27 protein-coding genes are annotated in these 26882 nt (G+C 73.4%); 15 read left to right on the top strand and 12 right to left on the bottom strand.

Annotated features, from left to right (window positions below; all coding sequences use genetic code 11):
* The first annotated feature begins 5 nt into the window (after positions 1-5).
* The 3 genes from cydB (at position 6) to IEY98_RS04200 (ending at position 5435) form a co-directional block, all read left to right on the top strand.
* Positions 6-1013 carry a cytochrome d ubiquinol oxidase subunit II gene (gene cydB, locus IEY98_RS04210; RefSeq protein WP_189208920.1) on the top strand — a complete coding sequence of 336 codons (1008 nt, stop codon included), beginning with the start codon at positions 6-8 and terminating at the stop codon, positions 1011-1013.
* Positions 1014-1036: 23 nt separating this feature from the next.
* Entirely contained in the window at positions 1037-4195 is a 3159-nt protein-coding gene (gene cydD, locus IEY98_RS04205; protein WP_229786563.1) for a thiol reductant ABC exporter subunit CydD, read from the top strand.
* A 115-nt stretch (positions 4196-4310) separates the two neighbouring features.
* Positions 4311-5435 carry a GAF domain-containing sensor histidine kinase gene (locus IEY98_RS04200; RefSeq protein ID WP_189208919.1) on the top strand — a complete coding sequence of 375 codons (1125 nt, stop codon included), beginning with the start codon at positions 4311-4313 and terminating at the stop codon, positions 5433-5435.
* Here IEY98_RS04200 and IEY98_RS04195 read toward each other — a convergent pair whose 3' ends face one another.
* The 3 genes from IEY98_RS04195 to IEY98_RS04185 form a co-directional block, all read right to left on the bottom strand.
* On the bottom strand, positions 5436-6056 hold the full coding sequence (locus tag IEY98_RS04195) for a response regulator (protein WP_308425867.1): 621 nt from the start codon (positions 6054-6056) through the stop codon (positions 5436-5438).
* 6 nt (positions 6057-6062) lie between these two features.
* Positions 6063-6989, bottom strand: coding sequence for a type I pantothenate kinase (gene coaA, locus IEY98_RS04190; protein WP_189208917.1), 927 nt, complete (start codon positions 6987-6989; stop codon positions 6063-6065).
* A 129-nt stretch (positions 6990-7118) separates the two neighbouring features.
* A complete protein-coding gene (locus IEY98_RS04185) occupies positions 7119-7703 on the bottom strand; it encodes a macro domain-containing protein (RefSeq protein ID WP_229786558.1) in 585 nt (194 codons plus the stop codon).
* Positions 7704-7804: 101 nt separating this feature from the next.
* Here IEY98_RS04185 and pheA point away from each other — a divergent pair, with 101 nt between their 5' ends.
* The 4 genes from pheA to IEY98_RS04165 are packed head-to-tail and all read left to right on the top strand — an operon-like array spanning position 7805 to position 11171.
* Positions 7805-8713 (top strand): prephenate dehydratase, encoded by a 909-nt coding sequence (gene pheA, locus IEY98_RS04180; RefSeq protein WP_189208916.1) that lies wholly within the window; start codon positions 7805-7807, stop codon positions 8711-8713.
* Positions 8710-9315 (top strand): histidine phosphatase family protein, encoded by a 606-nt coding sequence (locus tag IEY98_RS04175; RefSeq protein WP_189208915.1) that lies wholly within the window; start codon positions 8710-8712, stop codon positions 9313-9315. The genes pheA and IEY98_RS04175 overlap by 4 nt, the downstream gene beginning before the upstream one ends.
* A 57-nt stretch (positions 9316-9372) precedes the next feature.
* The gene (locus IEY98_RS04170; RefSeq protein ID WP_308425837.1) at positions 9373-10365 is read left to right on the top strand and encodes an ATP-binding cassette domain-containing protein; all 993 of its coding nucleotides are present in this window, start codon (positions 9373-9375) and stop codon (positions 10363-10365) included.
* Positions 10365-11171: an ABC transporter permease gene (locus IEY98_RS04165; protein ID WP_189208914.1), complete on the top strand. Its 807-nt coding sequence runs from the start codon at positions 10365-10367 to the stop codon at positions 11169-11171. The genes IEY98_RS04170 and IEY98_RS04165 overlap by 1 nt, the downstream gene beginning before the upstream one ends.
* A gap of 3 nt (positions 11172-11174) precedes the next feature.
* Here the strand turns inward: IEY98_RS04165 and IEY98_RS04160 are convergent, their stop codons facing one another.
* Positions 11175-12395 carry an MFS transporter gene (locus IEY98_RS04160; RefSeq protein ID WP_189208913.1) on the bottom strand — a complete coding sequence of 407 codons (1221 nt, stop codon included), beginning with the start codon at positions 12393-12395 and terminating at the stop codon, positions 11175-11177.
* A 237-nt stretch (positions 12396-12632) separates the two neighbouring features.
* Between IEY98_RS04160 and IEY98_RS04155 the strand changes: the two genes are divergently transcribed.
* Positions 12633-13226, top strand: a complete 594-nt coding sequence (locus IEY98_RS04155) for a DUF4232 domain-containing protein (protein ID WP_229786553.1) — start codon at positions 12633-12635, stop codon at positions 13224-13226.
* On the opposite strand, the gene IEY98_RS04150 is transcribed toward IEY98_RS04155, so the two are convergent.
* Together IEY98_RS04150 and IEY98_RS04145 are read right to left on the bottom strand one after the other, a co-directional pair.
* Positions 13213-13857, bottom strand: coding sequence for a response regulator (locus tag IEY98_RS04150; RefSeq protein WP_189208911.1), 645 nt, complete (start codon positions 13855-13857; stop codon positions 13213-13215). The genes IEY98_RS04155 and IEY98_RS04150 overlap by 14 nt on opposite strands.
* Entirely contained in the window at positions 13854-15515 is a 1662-nt protein-coding gene (locus tag IEY98_RS04145) for a sensor histidine kinase (protein WP_189208910.1), read from the bottom strand. The genes IEY98_RS04150 and IEY98_RS04145 overlap by 4 nt, the downstream gene beginning before the upstream one ends.
* A gap of 192 nt (positions 15516-15707) precedes the next feature.
* Here IEY98_RS04145 and IEY98_RS04140 point away from each other — a divergent pair, with 192 nt between their 5' ends.
* The 3 genes from IEY98_RS04140 to IEY98_RS04130 are packed head-to-tail and all read left to right on the top strand — an operon-like array spanning position 15708 to position 16534.
* Positions 15708-15857 (top strand): hypothetical protein, encoded by a 150-nt coding sequence (locus IEY98_RS04140; protein ID WP_189208909.1) that lies wholly within the window; start codon positions 15708-15710, stop codon positions 15855-15857.
* Positions 15858-15875: 18 nt separating this feature from the next.
* Complete coding sequence (locus IEY98_RS04135) at positions 15876-16208, top strand: PASTA domain-containing protein (RefSeq protein ID WP_189208908.1); 333 nt, start codon at positions 15876-15878, stop codon at positions 16206-16208.
* Positions 16205-16534, top strand: a complete 330-nt coding sequence (locus IEY98_RS04130) for a nucleotide pyrophosphohydrolase (protein WP_189208907.1) — start codon at positions 16205-16207, stop codon at positions 16532-16534. The genes IEY98_RS04135 and IEY98_RS04130 overlap by 4 nt, the downstream gene beginning before the upstream one ends.
* A gap of 1315 nt (positions 16535-17849) precedes the next feature.
* On the opposite strand, the gene shbA is transcribed toward IEY98_RS04130, so the two are convergent.
* From shbA to IEY98_RS04110, 4 genes are all read right to left on the bottom strand, one after another.
* Positions 17850-18467 (bottom strand): RNA polymerase sigma factor ShbA, encoded by a 618-nt coding sequence (gene shbA / locus IEY98_RS04125; protein ID WP_189208906.1) that lies wholly within the window; start codon positions 18465-18467, stop codon positions 17850-17852.
* Between the two features lie 134 nt (positions 18468-18601).
* On the bottom strand, positions 18602-19189 hold the full coding sequence (locus IEY98_RS04120) for a glucosaminidase domain-containing protein (protein WP_189208905.1): 588 nt from the start codon (positions 19187-19189) through the stop codon (positions 18602-18604).
* 73 nt (positions 19190-19262) lie between these two features.
* A complete protein-coding gene (locus IEY98_RS04115) occupies positions 19263-20432 on the bottom strand; it encodes an endonuclease/exonuclease/phosphatase family protein (protein ID WP_373292313.1) in 1170 nt (389 codons plus the stop codon).
* Positions 20433-20502: 70 nt separating this feature from the next.
* The gene (locus tag IEY98_RS04110) at positions 20503-21465 is read right to left on the bottom strand and encodes an SDR family NAD(P)-dependent oxidoreductase (protein ID WP_189208903.1); all 963 of its coding nucleotides are present in this window, start codon (positions 21463-21465) and stop codon (positions 20503-20505) included.
* A gap of 108 nt (positions 21466-21573) precedes the next feature.
* Between IEY98_RS04110 and IEY98_RS04105 the strand changes: the two genes are divergently transcribed.
* Together IEY98_RS04105 and IEY98_RS04100 are read left to right on the top strand one after the other, a co-directional pair.
* Positions 21574-22470 (top strand): AurF N-oxygenase family protein, encoded by an 897-nt coding sequence (locus IEY98_RS04105; RefSeq protein ID WP_189208902.1) that lies wholly within the window; start codon positions 21574-21576, stop codon positions 22468-22470.
* 41 nt (positions 22471-22511) lie between these two features.
* Positions 22512-23690, top strand: a complete 1179-nt coding sequence (locus tag IEY98_RS04100; RefSeq protein WP_189208901.1) for an RtcB family protein — start codon at positions 22512-22514, stop codon at positions 23688-23690.
* A gap of 5 nt (positions 23691-23695) precedes the next feature.
* Here IEY98_RS04100 and IEY98_RS04095 read toward each other — a convergent pair whose 3' ends face one another.
* Together IEY98_RS04095 and IEY98_RS04090 are read right to left on the bottom strand one after the other, a co-directional pair.
* The gene (locus tag IEY98_RS04095; protein WP_189208900.1) at positions 23696-24046 is read right to left on the bottom strand and encodes a metallopeptidase family protein; all 351 of its coding nucleotides are present in this window, start codon (positions 24044-24046) and stop codon (positions 23696-23698) included.
* A 1-nt stretch (position 24047) separates the two neighbouring features.
* Positions 24048-24992 carry a septum formation family protein gene (locus tag IEY98_RS04090; RefSeq protein ID WP_189208899.1) on the bottom strand — a complete coding sequence of 315 codons (945 nt, stop codon included), beginning with the start codon at positions 24990-24992 and terminating at the stop codon, positions 24048-24050.
* A gap of 134 nt (positions 24993-25126) precedes the next feature.
* Here IEY98_RS04090 and IEY98_RS04085 point away from each other — a divergent pair, with 134 nt between their 5' ends.
* Positions 25127-25714, top strand: a complete 588-nt coding sequence (locus IEY98_RS04085; protein WP_189208898.1) for a hypothetical protein — start codon at positions 25127-25129, stop codon at positions 25712-25714.
* Entirely contained in the window at positions 25715-26881 is a 1167-nt protein-coding gene (locus IEY98_RS04080) for a glutathionylspermidine synthase family protein (RefSeq protein ID WP_189208897.1), read from the top strand.
* Position 26882 lies beyond the last annotated feature (1 nt).

The raw sequence follows: 26882 nt of genomic DNA, 5'->3' as shown, positions 1-26882 counted from the left end.
CAGCCGTGGACCTCGCGCTGATCTGGTTCGTCGTCATCGCCCTGCTGTGGCTGGGCTACCTATTCCTGGAGGGCTTCGACTTCGGCGTCGGCATGCTGCTGCCGGTGCTCGGCCGCGACGACACCGACCGCCGCGTCATGATCAACACGATCGGGCCGGTGTGGGACGGCAACGAGGTGTGGGTGATCGTGGCCGTCGGCGCGACGTTCGCGGCGTTCCCCGACTGGTACGCCTCGCTGCTCAGCGCCGCCTACCTGCCGCTGCTGCTGGTGCTGCTGGGCCTGATCGGGCGCGGCGTCGCGTTCGAGTACCGCGGCAAGGTGGACTCCGACCGCTGGCGGCGCACCTGGGACCGGGTGATCGTGGTCGGGTCGTGGGTGCCCGCGCTGGGGGTCGGGCTGCTGCTGACCACCACGTTCCTCGGGCTGCCGCTGGACGAGGGCGGGCAGCGGGTCGGGTCGGCGTTCGCGGCGTTCACCCCCGAGTCGGCGCTGGGCGCGCTGGCGATCGCCGGGTTCGCCCTGACGCACGGCGCGGTGTTCACCGCGCTGAAGACCGACGGCCCGATCCGCCACCGCGCCCGCGCCCTGGCGCTGCGGCTGGGCCCGCTCGCGCTGCTGCCGCTGGGCGGGCTGCTGGTGGTCGTGCAGTGGGAGTCCGGCGAGCTGTGGACGTGGGCGGCGGCCGGGCTGGTGTTCGCGGCGGCGTCGGTGGCCTTCTCCCGGCTGCGGGCGGGCCGGGAGGGGCAGGCGTTCGCGGCGCTGGGCGCGGTGATCGCGCTGTCGGTGGCCGCCCTGTTCGGGGCGCTGTACCCGGACGTGCTGCCGTCCACCCTGAACCCCGCGTGGTCGCTGACGGTCGAGGGCGCCGCGTCGAGCCCGTACACGCTGGAAGTGATGAGCTGGGTGGCCCTGTTCGGCACGCCCGCGGTGCTGGCCTACCAGGGCTGGACCTACTGGGTGTTCCGCCGCCGGGTCAGCGCCGCCCACATCCCGCCGGTGCACGTGCCGTGAGCGGGAGCCGAGACTTGCCCCGGGTGCCAACCAATCCCGCCGATCACCCCCGGGGCAGGGGTCCGCTCGGCGCGCTGCCGGGGTTGTCCCCGTCGGCGCGCCGGGCGCTGATCCTCGGCGGCGTGCTGGCCGTGCTGACGGCGGGCGCGCTGGTGGTGCAGGCGTGGGCGCTGGCAACGGTGCTGGCCGAGGTCGCCGCGGGCGCGGGGGCGTCCGTGGGATGGCTGATCGCGGTGGGGGGCGCGGTCGCCGTCCGGTCGCTGCTCGGGTGGGCGACGCGGGTCGTCGCCGCCCGGGCGGCGGCGGGGGCCAAGGCCGAGCTGCGCGCGGTGCTGCTGGACCGGTCGCTGGCCGGTGGTCCGGAGTGGATCGGCAGGCGCGGGGCCGCCGAGCTGACCGCGCTGGCCACCCGCGGCCTGGACGCGCTGGACGCCTACTTCGGCACGTTCCTGCCCGCGCTGGTGACCGCGATGGCCACGCCGCTCGGCGTGGGCGCGGTGATCTTGTTCGTCGACTGGCCCTCTGCGGTCGTGGTCGCGCTGACGGTGCCGTTGATCCCGCTGTTCGCCATCCTGATCGGCAAGCACACCGCGGACCGGGTGGGTGAGTCCGCCGAGGTGTCGGAGCGGCTGTCGGGGCGGCTGCTGGAGCTGGTCAGGGCGCTGCCGGTGCTGGCGGCGTTCGGCCGGGACCGGGCGCAGGAGCGCACGGTCCGGGAGGTGTCGGAGGGGCACCGCCGCACGACCGTCGGCGTGCTGCGGGTGGCGTTCTCGTCCGCGCTGGCGCTGGAACTGGTGGCGACGCTGTCGGTGGCACTGGTCGCGGTGGTCATCGGGCTGCGGATGCTGTCGGGGGACCTCACGCTGCTGGTCGGGCTGTTCGTGCTGATCGTGGTGCCCGAGTGCTACCTGCCGCTGCGCGCGGCGGGCGCGGCGTACCACGCGTCGGAGGACGGGTTGGAGGCCGTGCGCCGGGTGGCCGCGCTGCCGCCCGTGCCGCCGTCGGGGACCGTGCCGGTCGAGGGGTTCGACACCGTCCGCGTCGAGGGCGTCGGCGTGCGCAGGCGGGACGGCTGGGCGCCGGACGGGATTTCCCTGGTGCTGCGGCCGGGCTCGGTCGTGCGGCTGGACTCGCCCAGCGGCAGCGGCAAGTCGACGCTGTTCGGGGTGCTGCTCGGCTTCGTCGCGCCCGACCGGGGGCGCGTGCTGGTCGACGGCGTGCCGCTGAGCGATATCGACATGTCGACCTGGCGGCGGCTGGTGGCCTGGGTGCCGCAGCGGCCGGTGTTCGCCGCGGAGGTGGTGGCCGACGAGGTGGGGCCGCTGCCGCGCGGCGAGCTGGCTGCGGTGGCGCGGACCGTGGCCGCCGAGCACCTGCTCGACCGGCGGGTGGACAGCCTTTCCGCGGGGGAAAGGCAGCGCGTGGCGGTGCTGCGGGCGCTGGTGCGCCGCGATGTCCGGCTGCTGTTGCTGGACGAGCCGACCGCGCACCTGGACTCCGCGACCGCCGCGCTGGTGATGCGCGCGGTGTCCCGGCTGGCCTCGCGCGGCGTCGCGGTCTGCATCGCCTCGCACGTGTCGGTGGTCGGCTCGGGCGACGTGCCCGCCGCGTCCACTGTGGAGGAAGCGGTCGCCGAGGCGGAGGCTCCGGGGCGGCTGCGCGAGCTGATCAGCCGCCGGACGCTCGGGGGCGCGCTGCTGGGGGCGGTGGCGCTGGCGTGCGGGGTGGCGCTGACGGCGTTGTCGGCATGGCTGATCGCGCGGGCGTCGCAGCAACCGGCGCTGCTGGTGCTGTCGGTGGCGATCGTGGGTGTGCGGACGTTCGGTCTCGCGCGAGCGGGCCTGCGCTACCTGGAACGCCTGGTCAGCCACGACGCGGCCTTCCGCGACGCGACCCGGCTGCGCGGCGAGCTGTGGTCGGCGCTGGTCCGCCGCGGCCCCGCCCGCGCGCCGCGCGCCGGGGAGGGCTTGCGGCGGCTCGTGGACGACGTGGACACCGTGCGCGACCTGACGCCGCGCGTGCTGGCCCCGCCGGTCGTCGCCCTGGGCGTGGCGCTGGCCGCGGTCGCGGTGCAGACGGCGATGGCGCCCTCGGCTGGCCTGGTGCTGGCTGCGGCGCTCGTCGTGGCCTGCGTCCTCGCGCCGCTGGTCACCCTGGCCGCCGAGCGCCGGGCGAGCGCCGCTCTGGCCGAGGGGGCCCGCACGGTCGCCGACCGCGTGTTCGCCCTGCTGGCGGGCGCGGCCGACCTGGTCGCCTTCGGCCGCGACACCGGCCGCCGCGCCGAGCTGGCCCGGCTGGACGCGTCGCTGACGGCCCGCGCCCGCCGCCAGGCGTTCGGCGCGGGGCTCGGCGAGGCGCTGATCACGCTCGTGCTGGGACTGGCGGCCGTGCTGTCGGTGCCGCTGGCGGCGGGCGTGCTCGACCCGGTCCTGGTGCCGATCGTGGCGCTCGTCCCGCTGGCGGTCGCCGAGGCGGTCATCCCGCTGACCGGGGCGATGACGCACCTGGGTCCGCTGCGCGCCGCGTACGGCCGGATCAGCGCGCTGCGCGCGGACCGGGGCACGGTCGTGGCGCCGCCGCAGCTGTGCACGGGCGTCCGGCTGGTCGCCCCGGAGCTGCGCTGGCCGGGGGCGTCCGCGCCCGCGCTGCGCGATGTCGACCTGCGGATCACCCCGGGCTCGTTCGTGGCCGTGGTGGGGCCGTCGGGGTCGGGGAAGTCGACGCTGCTCGCCGCCGTCCTCGGCTTCCTGCCCGTCCCGGTGCTCGCCCGCCCGTCGGCGGTGGCCTGGGCGCCGCAGGACCCGATGCTGGTGTCCACCACGGTCCGGGAGAACCTGCGCCTGGCCGACCCGCACGCCGACGACGGCAGGCTCGCCGCGGCGCTGGCCAGGGCGGGCCTGCCCGGCTTCGACCTCGACGCGCAGGCCACCGCGGTGTCCGGCGGCGAGGCCCAGCGCATCGCCATCGCCCGCGCCCTGCTCGCCGACGCGGACGTGGTCCTGCTCGACGAACCGACCGCCCACCTCGACGAGCCCACCGCCGACGCCGTCCTGGCGGACCTGCGCGCGGCGCTGGCCGACAGCATCGTCGTCCACGTGACCCACCGCCCGGCCGAGGCGGCCGCGGCGGACGTCGTCATCGAGGTCGTCGACGGGCGCGCACGGATGCTGAGCAGGGTCTGATGAAACCGAAGCCGTGCGAGTGCCGCCAGCCGCTGGTGTGGATGCTGTGGTCCCGCCCGGCCCCGCGTCCGGAGCGAGCCCGGCCGAAGGAGAAGGCATAGCCTTGGTCCTCACCATGGACCCCACGCTGGCTGCCCGAACCCTGACCGCGTCCACCGAGATCGCCACCGCCGCGCTCTCCGGCGACGACCCCGACGCCGTCCTCGGCCTGGTCGTGCGCAGCGCGGCCGCCCTCGCCGAGGCCGACCTCGGCCTGGTCATGGCCCTCAGCGACGACGGCGGCGTCACCGTCGAGGCCGCCCACGGCGCGCAGAGCCCGGTCGGCCTGGTGCTCTCGCCGAGGTCATCGGCCGCCCGCGTGGCCCGGGGCGGCGTCCCGATCGTCGCCGACGACGTCACCACCGACCCGCGCACCGCGCCCTACGTCCCGCGCGAGCTGCAGGTCTACGGCCCGTTCGCCGCCGCGCCCTTCGGCACCCGCGAACGCAGGCTGGGCGCGCTGACCGTGTACCGCAAGCGCGGCGCCCGCCCGTTCACGCCCGCGGGCGTCGAGGTCCTCACCGCGTTCGCCGCGCAGGCGGGCCTGGTCCTGGTCCTGTCCGAAGGCGCGATCGCCCGCCGCCGGATCGGGGTGTACGAGGAACGCGAGCGCATCGCCCGCGACCTGCACGACGTCATCGTCCAGCGGCTCTACGCGGCGGGCATGCAGCTGGACCTGCTGACCCGCCGCCCGGCGCGCAAGCTCGCCAAGGCCGACGCCGCCCGCATCGCCGAGGTCATCGATCAGCTGGACACGGCCATCGCCGACGTCCGCGCGGTGGTGCGCACGCTCCGCAACCCCGACCCCGAGGAACCGGCGGCCGACCTCGCCGAATCCGCCACCGCCGAGGTCGCCACCGCCCGCGAGCTCCTGGGCTTCGCCCCGTCGCTGGAGATCGTCGGCGACGTCCGCGACCTCCCCACCGAGGTGGCGGACAACACCAGGGCCGCCCTCCGCGAAGCCCTGTCGAACGTGGTCCGCCACGCGGGCGCCCTGCGCGTGACGGTCCACCTGCGGCGCGACGACAAGCACCTGCGCCTGACCGTCGCCGACGACGGCTGCGGCATCCCGGAGGGCGTGACGAGGCGCGGGCTGCGCAACCTCCACGACCGCGCCGAGCGCCTGGGCGGCACCTGCACGGTCCGCTCGTCACCGAGAAGTGGCACGGCGGTCACCTGGGAAGTGCCCCTGCCGGGCTGACTACCGCTCCCGGCGGGCGAACCAGGCCACCGCCTGCGTCCGCCGCTGCATGCCCAGCTTCGCCAGCACCGACGTCACGTAGTTCTTCACGGTCTTCTCCGCCAGGAACAGCCGCTCGGCGATCTGGCGGTTGGACAGCCCCTCGCCCATCAGCTCCAGGACCTCCCGCTCCCGCTCGGTCATCGCCGAGAGCTCGTCGGAGGCCGAGCGCCGCATCCGCTCCAGCACGCGGGCCGTCGTCACCGGGTCCAGCAGCGACCGCCCGGCCGCCACCTCGCGCACGGCGGTGATCAGGTCCTGCCCCCTGACCTGCTTCAGCAGATACCCCGCAGCGCCCGCCATGATCGCCTCGACCAGGGCGTTCTCATCGTCGAACGCCGTCAGCACCAAGCAGTGCGGCGCGGGCGTCAGCGAGCGGAGGGACCGGCACAGCGAGACGCCGTCCCCGTCCGGCAGCCGCACGTCCACGACGGCCACGTCCGGCGCGGACGACGTCGCCCGCACCAGCGCCTCGGCCACCGACCCCGCCTGGGCGACCACCTCGATGTCCGGCTCGCCGTCCAGCAGGTCGCGCAGGCCGCGCCGCACGACCTCGTGGTCATCGACCAGCAGCACCCGGATCACACGTCACAGCTTACGGAGCCGCACCCGGGAGATCCGATGGTCCGAGCCCTTGCGCAGCACGAGCGTCGCCCTCGGGCGGGTCGGCAGGATGTTCGACAGCAGGTTCGGCTCGTTGATCCGCTTCCACAGCACCCCCGCCTCCGCCCGCGCCTCGTCGTCGGAGAGGGCCGCGTAGTGGTGGAAGTGCGACGACGGGTCGGCGAACGCCGTCGAGCGCAGCGCCAGGAACCGCTCGATGTACCAGCGCTCGATGTCCTCGGGGTGGGCGTCGACGTACACCGAGAAGTCGAACAGGTCCGACACCGCCAGCCTCGGCCCCGGCTGCAGGACGTTCAACCCCTCGACGATCAGGATGTCCGGCTTGCGGACCACCTGCTCCTCGCCGGGCACGATGTCGTACGCCAGGTGCGAGTACACCGGCGCGCGCACCTCGTCCGAGCCCGACTTGACCTCCGAGACGAACCGCAGCAGGGCGCGGCGGTCGTAGCTCTCGGGGAAGCCCTTGCGGCTCATCAGCCCGCGCCGGATCAGCTCGGCGCGCGGGTACAGGAAGCCGTCGGTGGTGACCAGGTCGACGTGCGGGTGGTCGGGCCAGCGGGCGAGCAGGGTGCGCAGCAGCCGCGCCGTGGTCGACTTGCCGACCGCCACGCTGCCCGCGATGCCGATGATGAACGGCACCTTCGCGCCGTCCTCGCCCAGGAACGCGGTGGTGGTCTCGTAGAGGTGCTGGCGGGCCGCCACCTGCAGCGAGATCAGCCGCGACAGCGGCAGGTAGACGTCGACCACCTCGGCGAGGTCCACCGGGTCGCCCAGGCCGCGCAGCCGGACCAGTTCCTCCAGCGTGAGCGGCAGCGGGGTGTTCTTGCGCAGCTCACGCCATTGCTCGCGGCGGAGTTCGACGTACGGGCTCAGCTCGCGGACCCGTGCCATGTCCGACTCCTCGCGGCGGGATTGTGGGCCTACCGCGCCAACGTAAGCGCTCGGAGCGCATTTGTGGTGTGACGGACTGCACCGATCGGGTGTGGCGCAGGCAACGTGGACATGACGTCCGCGCGACCACTAGGCGCCGAAGACCTCGTCCCACGCCGCCGCGACCTGCCGCGCGCACGTCTGCGGCGACACCCCGCCCACCCCGGTGCCCAGGCCCGGCATCGCCACCGTGCGCACGCCCATGCGGATGGGCGCGCCGTCGTCGAACACCCCGTCGCGCCACAGGCGGAACACCGCACGCGCGGCGAGGTAGGGGTGCACGGTGTCCGGCGGGAGGACGGTGGCGGGCTCGCGCATCGTCGGCGCGCTGATCAGCCACGCGGGCGTGCGCGCCCCGGTCGGCACGATCAGCGCCTCGCCCACCGGCAGCTCGCCGCCGTGGTAGGCCAGCACCGCGCTGCGGACGGACTCCTCGACCCGGGGGAACGACCGCGCGTAGACCGCGTCGATGCCGCCGCGCATCCAGCCGTAGGAGTTGGCGGGGGAGACCACGGCCTGCGCGTCGACGTCCAGCACGGACCCGCGGTGGACCCGCACGTTCGGCCGGGTCGCGGACCGCCACGCCTCGGCGAGCGGTTCGTCCACCGCGCACAACACCAGTTCGAGCGTGTCTGCCTGCGCGTGCACCGTCCCGGTCTCCGAATCCGCGGTCACTCGACCAGCATGTCATCTCCGCGAGCGGCGCGGTAACCGCCATTTGGTAACCCGCAGCACAACCCCAGGTGTCCAACCGGCTGCCCAGTAGGGTGGGCGGCGTGCCGCGTATCGCCTACTTCGGACCCCAGGGCACGTTCACCGAACAAGCCGCCCGCGCGTTCGACGGACAGGCCGACCTGGTGCCCCTGCCGACGATCCCGAAGGCCGTCGCCGCGGTCCGCACGGGCGCGGCCGACCTGGCGTGCGTGCCGGTCGAGAACTCCGTCGAGGGCGCGGTCTCGGCGACCATGGACGCCCTCGCCGTCGACGAGCCGGTCGTCGCCGTCGCCGAGCACGTGCTGCCCATCCGCTTCTCGGTGCTCGTGCGGCCGGGCACGACCGAGATCCGCACGGTCGCCAGCCACCCGCACGCCCTGGCCCAGGTCCAGGGCTGGCTCTCGGCGAACCTGCCGGAGGCGACCCAGCTCGCGGCGACCTCCACCGCGGGCGCGGCCGTGGGCGTGGTCGAGGGCCAGTACGACGCCGCCGTCACCGCGCCGGTCGCCGCGACGCACTACCCGCTGGAGGAGCGCGCCACGGACGTGGCCGACGAGCGCGACGCGGTCACCCGGTTCCTGCTGCTGAGCAGGCCGACGACCGCGCCCGCGCCGACCGGGGCCGACCGGACGTCGGTGCTGGCCGTCGTCGCCCACCAGCCCGGCGAGCTGCAGAACCTGCTCACCGAGCTGGCCCTGCGCGGCATCAACCTCTCCCGCATCGAGTCCCGCCCGCTGCGCGGCCGGTTCGGCGAGTACCGCTTCTACCTCGACTTCGACGGCCACATCGCCGAGCACCGCGTCGGCGAGGCGCTGGCCGCGCTGCACCGGCGCAGCCAGCAGGTCCGCTTCCTCGGCTCCTACCCCAAGGCCGACGGCGCGGCGTCCCTGGCCCCGCCCGGCCACCGCGACATCGACCACGCCGCCTCCGCCGCCTGGCTCGCGGCGCTGCGCACGGGAGGCGAGGCATGACCCGGCTGTTGCTGGTCCGCCACGGCGAGACCATCTCCAACGTCAACCACGTCCTGGACTCCGCCCCGCCCGGCCCGCCGCTGACCGCGCTCGGCCGCCGCCAGGCCGAGGCGTTCGCCGAGCGCACCAAGCACGAGCCGGTCACCGCCGTCTACGCCAGCACCGCCATCCGCGCCCAGGAGACCGCCGCCCCCATGGCGGTCCGCCGCGGTCTCGACGTCGCGGTCCTCGCGGGAGTGCACGAGGTGCAGGCGGGCGAACTGGAAGGCCGCAACGACCCGGAGGCCCTCGCCGCGTTCGTCGAGGTCTACCGCGGCTGGACCGAGGGCGACCTGCACCGCGCCATGCCCGGCGGCGACACCGGCCACGCCGTCCTGGAGCGCTTCGCCGCCGACATCGCCAAACTCCGCGCCGACCACCCCGACGAGACGGTCGCCCTGGTGACCCACGGCGGGATCCTCCGCCTCGGCGCCGAACTCCTGGCCGACAACGTCGGTCCCCAACTGGCCAACGCGGGCCTGATCCCCAACACCGGCCACGTCCTCCTGGAAACCCGGGGCGACGGTTGGCACTGTCTGGAGTGGACCGGAGTCCGCCTCTAGCGGCGAGTGCCGGAATTCGGGGGCGCGTTGTCGGGGGACGGGGCTACCCTGCGCGACATGTCATCGGTAGCGGTCCGCGCCGAGGGGCTGGTGAAGACCTTCGGGTCCACCCGCGCGCTCGACGGCGTCGACCTGGAGATTCCCACTGGGACCGTGCTGGGGTTGCTGGGCCCGAACGGGGCGGGCAAGACGACCACCGTGCGCATCCTCACCACACTGCTGCGGCCGGACGCGGGGAAGGCGTTCGTCGCGGGGCACGACGTGGCCGCCGATCCGCAGGCGGTCCGCCGGTCCATCGGGCTGTCCGGCCAGTACGCGGCCGTCGACGAGAACCTGACGGGCACGGAGAACCTGTACATGGTCGGGCGGCTCTACGGGCTCAGCCGGGCGGACGCCCGGGCGCGCGCCGCCGAGCTGGTCGGGCGCTTCCGCCTGGTCGACGCGGCCGACCGGCCCGCGCGCACCTACTCCGGCGGCATGCGCCGCAGGCTGGACCTGGCGGGGGCGCTGGTCGCCGCGCCCGCCGTCGTCGTGCTCGACGAGCCGACCACCGGGCTGGACCCGCGCGGGCGCATGGACACCTGGGAGGTCATCGGCGAGCTCGTCGCCGACGGCACCACCGTCCTGCTGACCACCCAGTACCTGGAGGAGGCCGACCAGCTGGCCGACCGGATCCTGGTCATCGACCGGGGCAGGGTCATCGCCGCAGGCACCGCCGACCAGCTCAAGGCCGGGGTCGGCGGCGAGCGGCTGGACATCGTCGTCGCCGACGCGGGCGAGCTGGCCGCGGCGCGGGCAGCGCTGAGCGCGGTCGGGGTCGGCGAGCCGGACGTCGACGAGCACCAGCGCAAGCTGTCCATCAAGGTCGACACCGGGCCCAAGGCGCTGGTCGAGGCGCTGCGCCTGCTCGACCGCGACAGCGTCGGCGTGCTCGACGTCGGACTGCACCGGCCCACGCTCGACGACGTGTTCCTCGCGCTGACGGGGCACGCGGCCGAGGAGGACGCGCCTCAGCCGGAGAAGAAGCGCCGGAAGAAGGGGGACTCCTGATGGCCGTGATCACCGCGGGCGCCCGCGACAGCGGCGTGGTCGCCTGGCGCAACCTGATGAACGTGCGCCGCCAGCCCGACCTGCTGCTCGGCGCCACCCTGCAGCCGATCATGTTCGTGCTGCTGTTCGCCTACGTCTTCGGCGGCAGCATCGGCGGCGACGCCGACGCCTACCGCGAGTTCCTGATGGGCGGCATCTTCGCCCAGACGGTGGCGTTCAACTCCGCGTACACCACCCTCGGCATGGCGGCCGACCTCGACAAGGGCGTCATCGACCGGTTCCGGTCGCTGCCCATGTCGCGCGCGGCCGTGCTCCTCGGCCGCACGAGCGCCGACCTCGCGGTCTCCGCGCTCGGCCTGGTCGTGATGGCCGTCTGCGGGCTGATCGTCGGCTGGCGCATCCGGGGCAGCCTCCTCGACGCGGTGGCCGCGTTCGCGCTGCTGCTGCTGTTCTCGTTCGCGATGTCGTGGATCGGCGCGTGGGTCGGCATGGTGTCCGGCAACGTCCAGGTCGCGCAGAGCGCGGGCTTCATCTGGATGTTCCCGTTCGCCTTCATCTCCTCGGCGTTCGTCTCCGCGTCCAGCATGCCGGGCTTCCTGCGCACGATCGCGGAGTGGAACCCGGTCACCGCGGCGGCCGACGCGGCCAGGACGCTGTTCGAGAACCCGCGCCCGGGCATCCTGGGCACCTCGGACGCCTGGCCCGCGCAGCACCCGGTGCTGTGGTCGCTGATCTGCTCGCTGATCATCCTGGCGATCTTCGTGCCGCTCGCGGTCGGCAAGTACCGCAAGGTCGCCAGCAAGTAGCGCTCAGGCCGGTGCGCCGTTGAGGGAGTCCACCTCGGCGGCGTGCCGGTCGAGCGAGATCCAGACGAACCCGCCGAGCAGGATCTGCAGCGCGCCGGACACCCCGAACACCGCGCGCGTGCCCAGCCAGTCGGCCAGCAGGCCGCCGAGCAGCGCGCCCAGCGGGATCGCGCCCCACACCGCCGTGCGCCAGACCCCGAGCACCCGGCCGAACAGGTGCTCGGGCACGAGCGCGCCGCGCAGGGCGCCCAGGATGACGTTGATGACCACGACGGCGGCGGCGAACACGCCGAACAGCAGGCTGGCCGAGATCGGGTCGCCGACGAGGGACATCAGCCCGAACCCGAGCCCGCAGAACCCGGTGGCCAGGGTGAGCACCGTGCGCCGGGGCAGCCGCTTGGTCAGCCGCGGCGCCAGCCACGCGCCGAGCAACCCGCCGACGCCGCCGACCAGGGCGAACACGCCGAACGTCGCCGCGTTGAGGCCCAGGTCCTCGATCGCGTAGAGCACCAGCAGCGCCTGCGCCAGCTCCGAGGTGAGCGCGACGGACGCGGCGAACAGCATCAGCTGGACCATCAGCGCATGGCCGCGCAGCCACCGCCACCCCTCGGCGAGCTGCACCCGCAGCGCGGTCTGCTCGGGGTCGACGGCCTTGGGCCGGTACTTGCCGTGCAGCAGCACCAGCAGCACGGCGGCGATGGCGAACCCGACGGAATTCAGCAGGAAGGGCAGCGCGGCGAACAGGGCGAAAGTGAGGCTGCCCAGCGGTCCGCCGAGGAACGTCTGCCCGACGATCTCTACGCTCTGCAACTTGCCGTTCGCAGATTCCAGTCCGGCCCGGTCCACGACAGCCGGGATGAGCGCCTGGGCGGCACTGTCCGCAACCGTCTCGACCGTGCCCAGCGCGAGGGCGAACGCGTAGAGCAACCAGATCGTCGTGGCGTCGGCGAGCACGAGCACGGCGAGGCCGCCGACGATCAGCGCGCGCGCCGCGTTGGCGAGCAGCATGGCCTTGCGCCGGTCGACCCGATCGATGAGCACGCCGGTGAGCAGCGAGAACAACAGCCAGGGCAGGAACGACGTCGCGGACAGCCCGGCGATGAGCACGGGGTCGCGGGTCACGCTGACCGCGAGCAGGGGGAAGGCGACCTTCCCGATACCGTCCCCCAGGTTGGACAAGGCGCTTGAGCCAAGCAGCCAAGCCAGCCGTCGATCCTTCGTCACCACACCGCCCTTGTGAGCACGATCCGTAATCGTGCTTCCCCAGCACCCGCCATGGTCGCGACGTTACTGTCTGCACATAGGACGTCACCACCCCCGAACGGGCGGCAATTCTTCACACCGGGGCGGCCCGACTGTGAATCGGGGGCGTGTTCGGGTGGCGCGCGGTTGATCATTCGCGCATCGTGGAAAGGAAAAGTGGGAGGGCAACATTCGCCGGAGGGTCTTATGCGCGCGCGGATGATCGGATTGATCGGACTGCTGGCCGTGGCGGCGTGCGGGAGCCCACCACCGGCGGGCGACGCGGGAGCGGGCCCGTCGCTGGCCGAGCCGCCGACCGGGACGTCCACGGAGGTGACGGGGGCGAACGGCGCCACATCGCCCGCCACCACGGCGTCGCGCCTGCCGGTGGCGACCGACTGCAAGACCGACGAGCTGTCCCTGTCCATCGAGGACGACTCCGCGGGCGCGGGCACGGTCTACCGGAAGCTCGTCTTCACGAACACCGGTTCGCGGGTCTGCGTCATGCACGGCTTCCCCGGCGTGTCCTATGTGTCCGGTGAGGGCGGCGAGCAGGTCGGGCCGGCCGCCTACCGGGAGGGCACGAAGGGCGCCCCGGTCACGCTGAAGCCGGACGGCACCGCGGTCGCGCCGGTCGGGTTCGTCAACGTCCGCAACTACGACGCCGCCGTGTGCAAGCCGACCGAGGTGCGCGGGCTGCGGGTGTACCCGCCGCAGGAGACCGCCGCCATGTTCGTCGCGCTGGACGGGCTCGGCTGCGCGGGCAACCCGCCGGGCAACCAGCTGGTGGTGAAGACGATCACGAGGTCATGAGGCCGGTGCGCCACGCCCAGGCCGCGATCTCGACGCGGTTGCGCGCGCCGATCTTGGCCTGCACCGCCGCCAGGTGAGTCTTCACCGTCGACAGCGACAAAAACAGCTCGGCGCCGATCTCGGTGTTCGTCAGCCCGCGGGCCGCGGCCTTCACCACGTCGGTCTCCCGCTCGGTGAGGGAGGCGGCCTGCGGGTCGACCGACCGCGGCGAGGCGAAGTGGCGCAGCAGCCGCACGGTGATCTGCGGGGAGACCAGCGCGTCGCCGCGGTCGGCCGCGCGCACCGCCTCCATCAGCAGGGCCGGGCCCGCGTCCTTGAGCAGGAAGCCGGACGCGCCGTTGGCCAGCGCCGTGTGCACGTACTCGTCGAGGTCGAACGTGGTCACCACCACCACCTTGATGGGGTCGGCCACCTCCGGCCCGGCCAGCGCCCTGGTCACGGCCAGGCCGTCCATCCCGGGCATCCGGATGTCGAGCAGGCACACGTCCGGGCGCAGCTCGCGCGCCCTGGCCACGGCGCTGACGCCGTCCGGCACGTCGGCGACGACCTCGATGTCGGGCTGGGTCTCCAGGATCATCCGGAACCCGGCGCGGACCATCTCCTGGTCATCGGCGATCAGCACCCGGATCACGAGCCGTCCTTTCGCAGCGGGAAGCGCGCGTCGACGGTCCACCCCGCCGTCTCGCCCGGGCCCGCGGCGAACGCGCCGCCGAGCAGCTCGACGCGTTCCCGCATGCCCACCAGACCGTAGCCGCCGGAGCCGCCCGCCGGTCGCACCCGGGCCGTCGTCGCGTCGTCGGACACCCGCACGCGCAGCTCGCCGTCGGCGGGCTCGACGGTGACCGACACCCGCGAGGCGTCCTGGGCGTGCTTGCTGACGTTGGTCAGCGACTCCTGGACGATCCGCAGCACGGTCCGCCCGGCCTCCGGCGGCAGCGTGTCCGGCAGCGACAGTTCCATGTGGACCTCAGGGCCGGGGAAGCCCGCGGCGACCGCGCGCAGGTCGGCGGCGAGGTCGGCGGTCGCGGCGTCGGCGGCCCCGGCCTCGCCCGCCTGCGTCCCGCGCATGCTGCCGACCAGCATCCGCATGGCGGCCAGCGCCTCGGTGCCGCTGCGCTCGATCTTGGCCAGCGCCTGCGCGGTCTTCGCCGGGTCGGCGACGAGCTGGGCGGCCTGCGCCTGCACGACGATCCCGGTCACGTGGTGGGCGACGACGTCGTGCAGCTCCCGGGCCAGGGCCATCCGCTCGGCCTGCTGCGCGCCGGACACCGCCACCCGGATCGACTGGTTGCGGGCCCGGTCGCGGGAGCCGAAGTACTGGCCGGTGGCGACCGACAGCAGCAGGAGGAAGGCGGCCACGAGGAAGAACTCGGTGTCGGGCCGGTCCCGGGTCGCCGCGGCCAGCGCGATCGTGGCGAGCGCGTCGGCGCCGACGAGCGCGACGACGGCCGAGGTCGCCTTCTGCCGGTCGCAGTAGCGCACCACGTAGGCGACCAGCGCCATCTGCGCGGCGACGATGGCCGCGGGCGGGCGCAGCCCGGACATGGGGTGGTCGAGCAGGTAGGCGAGGACGGCGATACCCACCCCGGACACCGCCACGATGACGGCCGCGTTGATCGTCCAGTGCAGGGCGTCGCGCGGGCCGAGCACCGCGCACACCGCCGTCGCGACCGCGGCCAGCAGCGGGAAGGCGGCGTAGGGGCCGAGCCGGTCGATGTCCAGCGTGGCGCTGGAGTCGACCAGCAGCGCCAGCGTGAGGGCCAGCGCCAGCGGCCACTGCCCGCGCAGGAACGTGCGCATCGGCGAGTCGCCGCCGCCCAGGCGCAGCGCCACGCCCGCGCCCACGGCCAGCACCGCGCCCACGGAGGCGAGGTCGAGATCGGTGTAGTGCCAGTAGGGCCTGCGTATCAGGACCGCGCAGACGGCCGAGGCGAGCAGGCCGAGCGTCGCCGCCGCGGCGACCCCGCGCGGCGTCCGCCAGATGACGATCGCGATGACCATCATCCCGGCCAGCGCCTCGGTCGCCGAGAGCGACAGCAGCGACTGGACCCCGAAGAACGAGTACGGGTCCCGTTCGCGCAGCACGACCGACATCGCGAGCACGGCCCCCGCGCAGGCCAGTCCCCCGAGAACCGGCCTGCGCAGGGCGAGGAAGACCGTCGCGACCATCGGCAGCGGGACCAGCAGCGCGGCCCCGCCCCACAGGCTCCCCAGCACCGCGATGTCGGTCAGGTACGCGACGGCCAGCAGGCCCGCCATCCAGCGGCGCACGGTCGCAACGGTCTCCATGCCGCAGAACGCTAGAACGCCCAGGACGAACCCGCCTCGGCCGACCGGCGGGCAGGCATCGGCCGATCGGCCAGGGGACACCGCGCCGCGCATGCCCGGACGGCCGAAGCACCCCACCCGCTCGGCCGATCCGCCGGGGCGCTGCCGGGAGAGACGCTGTGAGCAGCGAAAACAACGACGGAGGTGCTCACGATGGTGACCGCGGTTCTGGTGTGGATCGGCGTTGTCCTCGGCCTTGCCCTGCTGCTGACCATGGCGCTCGGCCCGGCGATCGTCCAGATCGACAGCAAGCTCTACGAGCGCAAGCGACGCCGGGATGCCGGAGTGCGCGTCGGGCGGTAGCCCGCGAGACTGGTGATCATGCGACGGACCCTCGCGGCGCTGGCCGCGATCGCCCTCACCGCCTGTGCCCCGGCCGACCCGGCCAGCCCACCGGCGTCCGTGGCCCCGCCCAGCGGCTCCGCCGACGCCCTGCCGGTGCCGGACGTCGTGGGGATGGAGCACCAGCGGGCCCAGGACACCCTGCAGGCAGCCGGGTTCTTCCACCTCGCCGAGGAGGACGCCACCGGGCAGGGGAGACTGCTGGTGTCCGACCGCAACTGGGTCGTCGTCTCGCAGGACCCGCCTGCGGGCGCGGTGGTCCCGGCGTCGGACAGGATCCTGCTGCGCTCCAAGAAGAAGACGGACCCGTGACGATAGAAGACCTCAGCGCCCGCCAGCGCGCCTTCGCCGCCGCCCGCGCCTGGGAGCGGTGGCACACCCCGAAGAACCTGGTGATGGCCCTCTCCGGCGAGGTGGGCGAGCTCACCGAGATCTTCCAGTGGCTGACCCCGGACCAGGCCGAGACCGCCTACGCCGACCCCGACCTCCGCGCCCGCATCGACGACGAACTGGCCGACGTCCTGCTCTACCTAGTCCGCCTAGCCGACGTCCTCGGCGCCGACCTGCTGGCCGCCGCCAACGCCAAGATCGACCGCAACGAGCACCGCTTCCCCAAACCCGCCCCACTGACCGACTGACCAGACTCGCCCCCTGGCCGGTTGACCGGGCCCCGCCCGCTCAACCCGGCTGCCAGCCCCCGCCCAACCGATTGCCAGCCCCCGCTCAACGCTGGCCCTGCCCGCCCCGCTCATCCGCGTGGCCAGCCCCCGCCCGGCTTGCCTGGCCGCCATGACTCCGGCCCCGCTCAACCCTCGGCTGGCCCCCCGTCCGGTTCCGCCGGTCGCCTGGCCCCTCGGCTGGCCCGGTTGCCATGCCTCCGGCTCCGCTCAACCGCTTGCTCGCGCGTCCGGTTCCCCCGGTCGCCTGGCCCCCGGCTGGCCCGGTTGCCATGCCTCCGGTCCCGCTCAACCGCTTGGCTCGCGCGTGTCCGGTTCCCCCGGTCGCCTGGCCTCCGCCCGGCTGGCCCGGTTGCGGGCCTTCGGCTCCGCTCAACCGCTTGGCTCGCGCCCGTCCGATTCCACCGGTCGCCCGGCCCCCCGCCCCGGCTCGCGCGGTTGCCGAGCCCTCGGCTCCGCTCGACCGCTTGGCTCGCGCCCGTCCGATTCCACCAGTCGCCCGGCCCCCGCTGGCTGCCAGCCCCTGCCCGGCTCGCTCAGCCTCCGCTCCACCGCCCCCCGCACCGCTCGACCGACTGACCAGCCCCCGCGCAACCGCCTGACCGTGATCCGCCCTAGCGGCTGTCCACCCCCTCAACCGCCAGCCCGGCCCGCCCCGCGCATCCGCTTGCTGGCCCGCCGGCCCCGCCACCCCCACCGGCCCCGCCCGGCTCGCCGGGTTGGCAGCCTCCTGCCCGGCTCCACCGGTTGCTCGGCCCCGCCCGGCTCGCCCGGGTGCCAGCCCCCCTGCCCAGCTCGCCCAGCCCCCAATCGCCCCCCGCCCCGCTCAATGGCTGGCCAGTCCCGCTCAACCGCCGCCCCACCCGCTCATCCGCTTGGCTGGCCCGCCCGGCTCCACCGGCCGCCCGGCTCCACCGGCCGCCCGATCCCCGCACGGCTCGTCCAGCCCCCGTGCAACCGCCCTCGCCCCCGCCCCGCTTAACCGGCTGACCGCTCCCCGCGCAAGCGCTTGACCAGGCCGCTCTAGCGGCTGACCCGTCCAGCTCAACGACTGGCCTGGCCCCCGCCCGGCCCAACCGGTGGAGCGGATCCCCCTCCCGCTCCACCGGCGGCCGGTTCCCCCTGTCCCGCTCGGCCGGTTCCCCTGTCCCCTCCACCGGCAGGCCGGGTTCCCCTGTCCCGCTCGCCCCGTCGAGCGGCCCCCGTCCCGGCCAACCGATCGACCGGGCCCCATCCCCCTCAACCCGACTCACCGGACCCCCGCCCAACTCGCCGATCAGGGCAAGGTCGCGGTCTTGCGGAGGCGGTTGAGGGCGCGGTGCTGGGCCACGCGGATGGCCTCGGCGGTGGTGCCCAGGAGTTGGGCCGTCTCGTGGGCCGACAGGCCCATGACGATCCGCAGGTGCAGGATGTCGCGCTGCCTCGGGGTCAGCACCGCCAGCATGGTGGCCGTCTGGTCGGCCAGTTCGCGGCGGAGGGTGAGCTGTTCGGGGCCGTCGTCGTCGCTCACCATGTCCGGGGTGTCGGCGATCGGGTCGGACTTGTCGCGGGCGTTGGCGCGGTGGACGTCGGCGATCTTGTGGGCGGCGATGCCGTACACGAACGACAGGAACGGCCTGCCCATGTGCTGGTAGGTCGGCAGCGCCCGGTAGATGGCCACGCAGACCTCCTGCGCGACGTCGTCCGCGGTGCTGAAGGATCTGGGCAGCCTGCCCAGCTTCGCCCGGCAGTACCGCAGCACGAGCGGGCGGAGGAACAGCAGCAGCGCCTCGATGGCGCGGACATCACCGGTGCTCGCGGCGGCCACGTGCTCGTCCAGGCTCTCCCGGGACACCCGGGGGAACGGGATCCGGCTCGGTGCGAGCCTGGCGGGTTCCAGAGCCGTGCACGTCATGTGTTCCTCCTACGCCAGAAGGGTGACCTCACCCCTAACAGAGCGCGGAGGACCGCACGAAATACCGACGGCCCGTTATTTGTGCCCGACCGGGCCCGACTTTTTCGGTACCGAAACGGCGGGCCACCGAGTGCTCACTCCGGGGAGTCCAAACGGTAGAGGTCGTGCTGGACCATCAGGGCGATCACCTTCTCCGCGTAGCGCGGATCGGTGGCGTACCGCTTGGCGACCTCGGTGACGAACCGGTCCGGGTCGTCGGCGTGGGGCAGGGCGTCGGCGTAGTACGGGCTGGTCGTGATCAACCTGCCGTAGTCGCGGAAGGAGTCGGTCATCGACTCGTACACGCGGAAGGTGGCGACGGTGGGCGCGCACTCGGGCTGGCACTCCGTGGTCGGGTACTCCGCGCAGTCGACCGCGATGGGCCCCGGCCCGGCGGAGGTGCACTTGAAGCCGAAGTAGTTGCGGTGGTTCACCGCCAGCGCGCTGCGGCCCCACCCGGACTCCAGGACCGACTGGCCCGCGGTCACCGAGGCCGGGATGCCGTACTCGGCGGCGACCGCCCGCGCGGCGGGCTCGGCGTCGGCCAGGTACTCCGGGTCGGGGGCCATGGCCATCGCCTCCGCCCGCACCTCCTCCTGGTCGACGACCACCTCGGCCGCGGCGGGCTGGGCCAGGGCGACCAGGAGCGCTCCGGTGACCCCGGCAGCAGTACACCATCGCATAGCGTGACCTCCGCTCGTCCGTTCGAGCGTCAGCGCGCCGCGGGAGGCCCGCAACCGGGGTCACCTGGTCGAGTTACACCGCCACGTCCACCCAGACCAGCTTGTGGTCCGTGGCGTCGTTGAGCCGGTCGTGCTCCGAGCCCGGCAGCGGCCAGAACACGCCCGCGCCCAGCGGCCGCAGGCCGCGGGAGGGCAGCACGTAGTCCGCGCGCAGGTTGCCGGGCGCGGTGTCGTTGAAGTCGCCGGTGTCGTAGCGCGGGTCGCCGAGGTGGGTCAGGTTCGCCCCGCCCTGCCGGGACGCCGCCTCGACGCCGCCCGCCGACGAGGGCCGCACGTCGGTGACCCGCGGCGCGGTGAGCAGCTGCTGGATGGCCCCGGGCACGCTGTCGCCGTCCACCTCGTCGGAGTTCTGGTCGCCCGCGACGACGAACCGCGCGCCCGGCTTGAGGCCGCCGCGCCTGCCCGAGTCGTCGTAGATGTACCGGGACCTGCCGGGGTGCACGTAGTCCGCCCAGAACCGGATCTCGTCGTGGTTGCGGGCGCCGTTGCGGTCCTCCGGCCCGTCGAACACCGGCGGCGTCGGGTGCGACACCAGGAAGTGCACGGTGTCGCGGCCGATGCGGACCGGCACGTCCCAGTGCGACTTCGAGGACAGCCGGAACTCTGCGAGGATCTCCGGGGAGTACCAGTCGCCGGGCGCGGCCGTGGCCGGGTCATCGGGCAGCATCGCGCCGGGCATGTCGGCCCAGCGGAACTCCTGGAACGTCCGCGCCGGGCCGATCGGGTACTTCGAGAGCACGAGCATCCCGTACTGGCCCGGGAAGAAGCCGAACCCGAACGCGTCGTCGGCCGTGCCGGTGCGCCCGTCGCGGTTGAGGTCGAACCCGCTGGGCACGCCGGTGTTCGACGGCGCGATGAAGGCGTGCGGGTAGTGGATCGGGGCCGCGCCGTTCTGGCCGCGCTCCAGGTAGTTCCGCCGGAACAGGTCGACGGCCTCGGGCGCGTGGTCGAACTCGTTGATCAGCAGCACGTCCGGCCGGGTGCGCTGGACGACCTCGGCGATCTCGCGGGCCTGCGGGTTGTCCGGCGTCGACAGGTCGGCGACGAGCTGCCCGGCCGCGGCGCGGTTCAGCGAGGCGTTGTACGTGGCGAACCGCACCGGCTCGGGGCGGGCCTGGGCGGGCGGGACGGCCACCGCGCCCGCGACCAGCGCGAGCACCGGGGCCAGTAAGAGCGACTTCACGGCATCCTCCAAGGTCGGCGCGTCACCTTGGCATCCTCCGACGACCAGCGGGTGAGCGGCACGTGAAGCCTCAGGGGTCGACGCCCGTCCGCGCCACGCACAGGTCCCACAGCGCCGCGCGCTGCTCGGGCTTCTCCCTGGTCCACGGCGTGATGTGGGTCGGGCGGTCGCGGCGGTCGTGCCAGAACCGGCCGGTCATCCTGGCGGGCTCGTCGGCGGCGGCCAGCCAGACGACGGTGTCGGCGCCCTGGTCGGGCGAGCGCAGCAGCGGGGCCATGATCCGGTTGAAGCCGGGCAGCGACGCGGCCACGCCCGGGGTGTCGGCCCAGCCGGGGTGCATGCTGTGCACCACGACGCCGTCGGCGTCCAGGTGCGCGGCCCACTGCTCGGCCAGCACCACCTGCATGCGCTTGGTCCGCGCGTACGCCCGCGTCCCGGAGTAGCCGCCCTCGGCGTACTGCGGGTCGTCCACGTGCAGTCCGGCGGTATACATCCCGCCGGAGGTGACGAAGATCACGCGACCGTGCGCGGCGGCGAGCGCGGGCCGCAGCAGCGCGGTGAGCAGGAACGGGCCGAAGACGTGCGTGGCCAGGGTGATCTCGTTGCCGTCCGCGGTCTCCCTGCGCTCCGGCGGGAGCGTGCCCGCGTTGTGCACGAGCACGTCGAGGCTGCCGTGCCGCTCCAGGAAGTCCTCGGCGAACCGGCGCACCGACGTCAGGTCGGCGATGTCGCAGGTCTCGAGCTCCAGGTGCGCCTCGGGCGCGACGGCCTGGACCTCCGCCCGGGCGGCGGCGCCCTTCTCCGGGTCGCGCACCACCATGTGCACGGTGGCGCCGAGCTTGGCCAGCCCGGCGATGGCGGCCTTGCCGAGGCCGGAGTTCGCCCCGGTGATCACGACGGTGCTGCCCTCCAGCGCCCCGCACGGCGGGTCGGCGGGCCAGAAGCGGCTGCGGACGGAGTAGCCGATGCGGGTGTACCCGGGCACCACCGCCCGGTCGAGCGCGGTGTCGAGGACCCTCGTGCCCAGGCTCATGCGAGCACGCTAGCGGCACCACCACCCCCTCGCTTGTTGCTCTTGACAAGTGGTCGCGGTCACGCGAGTCTGTTTCGTGTTACCGCTAGTAACAGGAGGTGGGTCGCGATGGCGCGAGCCCTGCAGCCGAAGGACGCCGACACCGTCGCGTCCCGACTTCTCGACGCGTCCGCCCGCGGCAGTTACGACCCGCACATCGACATCGACTGGGACGCCCCGCTCGAAGACGGCAAGGCGTACATGCCGCTGGAGCGGGTGTCCCTCTACGGCACCGACCTGTGGCGCGGGCTGTCCGACGAGCAGCGCATCGAGCTGTCCAAGCACGAGATCGCCAGCATCGCCAGCGTCGGCCTGTGGTTCGAGATCGTCCTCATGCAACTGCTGGTCCGCTACGTCTACGACCTGGACCCGCGCTCGCCGCACGCCCAGTACGCGCTGACCGAGATCGGCGACGAGACCCGCCACTCGATCATGTTCGCCAAGGCCATCACCCGCTTCGGCGCGCCCGCGTACGGCCCGGTCAAGCTCATCCACACCGCGGGCAAGGTGTACGGCGCCCTCGCGGGCGGCCCGTCCATGTTCGGCGCCGTCCTGGTCGCCGAGGAGGCCACCGACCGCCTCCAGCGCGCCACCATGGACAACCCGGACATGCAGCCGCTGATCCGCATGGTGAACCGCATCCACGTCGTCGAGGAGGCCCGGCACGTCCGCTTCGCCCGCGAGGCGGTCCTGCGCGACGTGCCCAAGCTCAACCGCGCGCAGCTGGAGGCCCACCGCTGGGTCCTCGCCCTCACCGCGTACGGCGTCATGGACGCCATGATCAACCCGAGGGTCTACCGCAGCGTCGGCATCGAGCCGCGCCGAGGGCGCGCCGTGGCCATGGCCAACCCGCACCACCACGAGACCCGCCGCTGGATGACCGAGAAGGTGATGGCCTTCCTGACCGACGCCGGCCTCGTCGGCGGCCCGTCGAAGAGCATCCTGCGGGCAGCGCACCTGGTGTAATTCGATCGACCGGAATGCCTTGGCGCGCCTAGCCTTCTCCCATGGCAGCAACCACGATCCCCGGGCAGCACGTCGACATCCGCCTGTGGACCCGACCCGAATCGGTCGAGGACCAGGCGATGGCGCAGCTGCACAACATCGCCGCGCTGCCGTGGACGTTCAAGCACGTCGCGGTCATGCCGGACGTGCACTACGGCAAGGGCGCCACGGTCGGCTCGGTGATCGCCATGCGCGACGCCGTGTCCCCGGCCGCGGTCGGCGTGGACATCGGCTGCGGCATGACCGCGGTGCGCACCTCGCTGACCGCGGACGACCTGCCCGCGAGCCTGGCCCCGCTGCGCTCGGCGATCGAGGCTGCCGTCCCGGTCGGCTTCGGCCTGCACCGCGACGCCGCCTTCGACGACCGCGACTTCGCCGACTGGGACGCCTTCTGGGCGCGGTTCGACGACCTCACCGACAAGACCCGGCTCGACCGCGGGCGCGCGGTGAACCAGATGGGCACGCTCGGCGGCGGCAACCACTTCACCGAGGTCTGCCTGGACACCACCGGCCAGGTCTGGGTCATGCTGCACTCGGGGTCCCGCGGCGTCGGGAACCTGCTGGCCCAGCACCACATCGAGGTCGCGCGCGGCCTGGCGCACAACGCCGAGCTGCCCGACCCCGACCTCGCGGTGTTCCTCGCGGGCACCCCGCAGATGGCCGCCTACCGCCACGACCTGTACTGGGCGCAGGACTACGCCCGCCGCAACCGCGCGGTCATGCTGCGGCTGGTGAGCGACGTCCTGCGCGCCCACTTCCCGACCGTGGTGTTCGACGAGCCCATCTCGGTGCACCACAACTACGTCGCCGAGGAGGTCCACTTCGGCGAGGAGGTCCTGGTCACCCGCAAGGGCGCGATCCGGGCGGGCCGCGGCGACCTGGGCATCATCCCCGGATCGATGGGCACCGGCTCCTACATCGTCCGCGGCCTGGGCAACCCCGACTCCTTCGAGTCCGCGTCGCACGGCGCGGGCCGCAGGATGTCGCGGAACAAGGCGCGCAAGCGCTTCACCGCGGACGACCTCGCCGCGCAGACGGCGGGCGTCGAGTGCCGCAAGGACTCCGGGGTGGTCGACGAGATCCCGGCGGCCTACAAGGACATCGACGAGGTCATCCGCGACCAGTCCGACCTGGTCGAGGTGGTCGCCAAGCTGAAGCAGGTCGTCTGCGTGAAGGGCTGAGGGCGTCAGCCCCAGCCCAGCTCGTGCAGGCGCTCGTCGTCGACGCCGAAGTGGTGGGCGATCTCGTGGACCACGGTGATCGCCACCTCCTCGACCACGTCCTCTTCGGACTCGCAGATGTCCAGGATGGCCTCGCGGTAGATGAAGATGCGGTCGGGCAGCTCGCCGCCGTACATCGTCGTCCGCTCGGTCAGGGCGATGCCGTGGTAGAGGCCCAGCAGGGTGGGCTCCTCGGGGTCGCGGTCCTCGACCAGCACCACGACGTTGCTCATCGCGGCGGCGAACGGCTCGGGGATCAGGTCCAGCGCGTCGGCGACCAGTTCCTCGAAGCGGGCCCTGGTCATCTCCACCGGCACGTCAGCCGCCGGTGGTGGTGGTCGGGGCCGCCTTGGTCGTCGTGGTGGGCTGCTCGATGCCGCGCACGCTGCCGGTGACCGGGGCGAGGCCGCTGCCGTTGGGCAGCTTGGCCGCGACCTTGCAGTCCACCTTGCGCGAGCCCGCCACCCAGCTCTCCTCCTTGAGCGCGTCCGGGTACGGGATGAGGCCCTTCTTCGCCAGGTCGACGCCGTTGGTGTACTCCTTGGTGACCGCGTCGCACAGCTCGATCGCCTTCTCGATCTGCGCCTCCTCCGACGGGTACTCGTCGGGGAAGGCCTTCGAGAGGTCCACGTTGCCGACGATCTCGACCGCGTGCGCCTCCGTGCAGGGCACCGGGTCGCCGATGACCTGGCCGTCGAGGGCCAGGCAGGTGCCCGGCTCGTGGATGCCGGACTGGTCGGCGCCCGCGGCCGAGCCCGTGGCGGGCAGCAGGGCCCCGGAGCGGCTGGCGGTCTGCACGCCGCAGCGCAGCTTGCGGTCGCCGTCCTCCCACTGGACCGTGCTGGGCTTGAGCGCGTTGACCTTGTAGCGGCCGTGCGGGTCGAGCGTCCCGCCCAGGTACTCGGTGACGCTGGGTGTGCACTTCTCCACCGCGAGCTCCTGCCAGCGCTCCAGCTCCGGCGGCGGGGCGTCCTCGGCGAACTGCGCGGAGATGTCTATGTTCCCCGTCACCTCGAACAGGTGCGGCTCGGCGCAGTCCACCCTGCGCATGTCCGCGCCGTCGGGGGCCGTCCAGAACAGGCAGGTGCCCGCGGGGGAGTCGAAGGCCAGCTCGCGCTCGTCCGCCGCGGTCGGCACGTCCCCGCGCACGGTCACCGGCCAGGAGAACGCCATGCTCGTGCCCAGCACGAGGATCGCCCCCACGCAGGCGGCGATCATCATCAGCCTGTCGGCCGAACGAAACCAGTCACCGGGTCCAGACATCTACTCCATGATGCCGTGTCCTCGGGAGTGGAGCGGCCCGCGGGAGTGAATCGGGAGCGCCCAAGGTTGCGATCGGGCCAATCCCGCGACGTCCGTGCTGGTCTTTGACTAGTCTGCGCGCTTGGGAGTGGTTCATGACTGACAACGACAGGCCCCCGCCCTACGAGGCCCCCGAGCCCGAGGACGACACACCCGACCGCAGATCCGGGTCCATCAGCTACCAGGACCCGCGCTCGACCGTCCCGCGGCCGCCGACCCTGGCCGAGCAGCGGGCCCGCCAGGAGGCGCAGCGCCGCGCCCGCGACGCGGAGTACGCCGCCGCGGCCGAGGCCGAGGACCAGCGGAAGAAGCGCAAGCGCATCATGATCGGCGCGGGCGTCACCGTGGGTGTCGTCGGCCTGGTCGCGATCCTCTACGCCGCGTCCCAGCCCGACGAGGTCACCGCGCACTGCGTGAACCCCGAGGGCGTCATCGTCGACGACGATTACTGTGACGACGACTACGCGCGCAGTCACGGCGGCTATGTCAGCGGCGGCTTCATCTACATCGGCGGGACGTCCTACCGCTACAACTACGGCGGCACCGGCGCGGTCGGCCAGCGGGTCAGCGGCGGCAGCTTCGTGGCCCCGCCGTCGGGCACGACCGTCAAGACCGGCCAGGGCAAGACCGTCCAGCGCGGCGGTCTCGGCGTGGGCGGCGGCGGGAAGAGCGGGGGCAGCTGAGTGCGCCGCGAGCGCTCGCGGCCCCGCCCGGACTGGCGCGCCAAGGTCGAGTCGCAGGGCCTGGTCTTCGGCCTGCCCGCGCGCTACGGCGACGGCGGCTCGCGCCCCTACTGGGACGAGTCGGTCCACTATGTGTTCGACATGGACGAGATCCTGTCCATCGAGGCCGATGTGGAGCTGCTGCACTCGATGTGCCTCGAGGCCGTCGAGACCGTGGTGCTGATGGAGCGCTACCGCGACTTCGGCATCCCCGAGTGGGCGTGGCCGCACGTCGCCGAGTCGTGGAAGCGGCACGACCCGCACGTCTACGGCCGCTTCGACCTGCGCTACGACGCCAGCGGCCCGGCCAAGCTGCTGGAGTACAACGCCGACACGCCGACCTCCCTGCTGGAGGCAGCGGTCGTGCAGTGGTTCTGGAAGACCGAGGTCTTCCCCGACGACGACCAGTGGAACTCGCTGCACGAGAAGCTGGTCGAGCGGTGGACCGAGGTCGGGGCGAAGCTGCCCTCCCGCGAGGTCCACTTCACCTGGTCCGGGGCCGACCCGACCGGCGAGGACCACATCACCACCGCCTACCTGCAGGAGACCGCGGCCGAGGCGGGCCTGGACACCATCGGCCTGGCCATCGAGGAGATCGGCTGGGACTCCGAGCTGGCCCGCTTCGTCGACCTGGCCGAGGCGCCGATGGCCACCGTCATGAAGCTCTACCCCTGGGAGTGGGCGGTCAACGACGAGTTCGGCCGCAAGGTCGTCGAGTCGCTGCCCACCACGCTGTGGGTGGAGCCGCTGTGGAAGATGCTGCTGTCGAACAAGGCGATCCTGGCGGTGCTGTGGGAGATGTACCCCGGCCACCCCAACCTGCTGCCCGCCTTCCTCGACCAGCCCGGCATCCTCACCGAGTACGTGCGCAAGCCCAAGCTCGGCCGCGAGGGCGCCAACGTGCAGATCGTCGCGCCCGGCTACGAGACGGCCACCGGCGGCGTCTACGGCGCCGAGGGCTTCGTCTACCAGGCGTTCGACCCGCTGCCGGAGTTCGACGGCTACCGGCCCGCGCTCGGCGCCTGGATCGTCGGCGACCAGGCGGCAGGCCTGGGCATCCGGGAGACAGCGGGCCTGGTGACCGACGACGGGGCGGCCTTCGTCCCGCACCGAATCCCCGTCGAGTGAG

The sequence above is a fragment of the Actinokineospora fastidiosa genome, from assembly GCF_014648415.1.
Classification (GTDB): domain Bacteria; phylum Actinomycetota; class Actinomycetes; order Mycobacteriales; family Pseudonocardiaceae; genus Actinokineospora; species Actinokineospora fastidiosa.
Note: the sequence above shows the minus strand (reverse complement) of the source record. Positions and strands in the feature narration are given on the sequence as shown.

Excerpts from the sequence above, each read along its gene's own strand:
- IEY98_RS04200 (WP_189208919.1), top strand. The coding sequence starts at position 4,311 with ATGGACCCCACGCTGGCTGCCCGAACCCTGACCGCGTCCACCGAGATC.
- coaA (WP_189208917.1), bottom strand. The coding sequence starts at position 6,989 with ATGGCACGGGTCCGCGAGCTGAGCCCGTACGTCGAACTCCGCCGCGAG.
- IEY98_RS04175 (WP_189208915.1), top strand. The coding sequence starts at position 8,710 with ATGACCCGGCTGTTGCTGGTCCGCCACGGCGAGACCATCTCCAACGTC.
- IEY98_RS04170 (WP_308425837.1), top strand. The coding sequence starts at position 9,373 with ATGTCATCGGTAGCGGTCCGCGCCGAGGGGCTGGTGAAGACCTTCGGG.
- IEY98_RS04165 (WP_189208914.1), top strand. The coding sequence starts at position 10,365 with ATGGCCGTGATCACCGCGGGCGCCCGCGACAGCGGCGTGGTCGCCTGG.
- IEY98_RS04155 (WP_229786553.1), top strand. The coding sequence starts at position 12,633 with ATGATCGGATTGATCGGACTGCTGGCCGTGGCGGCGTGCGGGAGCCCA.
- IEY98_RS04145 (WP_189208910.1), bottom strand. The coding sequence starts at position 15,515 with ATGGAGACCGTTGCGACCGTGCGCCGCTGGATGGCGGGCCTGCTGGCC.
- IEY98_RS04140 (WP_189208909.1), top strand. The coding sequence starts at position 15,708 with ATGGTGACCGCGGTTCTGGTGTGGATCGGCGTTGTCCTCGGCCTTGCC.
- IEY98_RS04135 (WP_189208908.1), top strand. The coding sequence starts at position 15,876 with ATGCGACGGACCCTCGCGGCGCTGGCCGCGATCGCCCTCACCGCCTGT.
- shbA (WP_189208906.1), bottom strand. The coding sequence starts at position 18,467 with ATGACGTGCACGGCTCTGGAACCCGCCAGGCTCGCACCGAGCCGGATC.
- IEY98_RS04120 (WP_189208905.1), bottom strand. The coding sequence starts at position 19,189 with ATGCGATGGTGTACTGCTGCCGGGGTCACCGGAGCGCTCCTGGTCGCC.
- IEY98_RS04110 (WP_189208903.1), bottom strand. The coding sequence starts at position 21,465 with ATGAGCCTGGGCACGAGGGTCCTCGACACCGCGCTCGACCGGGCGGTG.
- IEY98_RS04105 (WP_189208902.1), top strand. The coding sequence starts at position 21,574 with ATGGCGCGAGCCCTGCAGCCGAAGGACGCCGACACCGTCGCGTCCCGA.
- IEY98_RS04100 (WP_189208901.1), top strand. The coding sequence starts at position 22,512 with ATGGCAGCAACCACGATCCCCGGGCAGCACGTCGACATCCGCCTGTGG.
- IEY98_RS04090 (WP_189208899.1), bottom strand. The coding sequence starts at position 24,992 with ATGTCTGGACCCGGTGACTGGTTTCGTTCGGCCGACAGGCTGATGATG.
- IEY98_RS04085 (WP_189208898.1), top strand. The coding sequence starts at position 25,127 with ATGACTGACAACGACAGGCCCCCGCCCTACGAGGCCCCCGAGCCCGAG.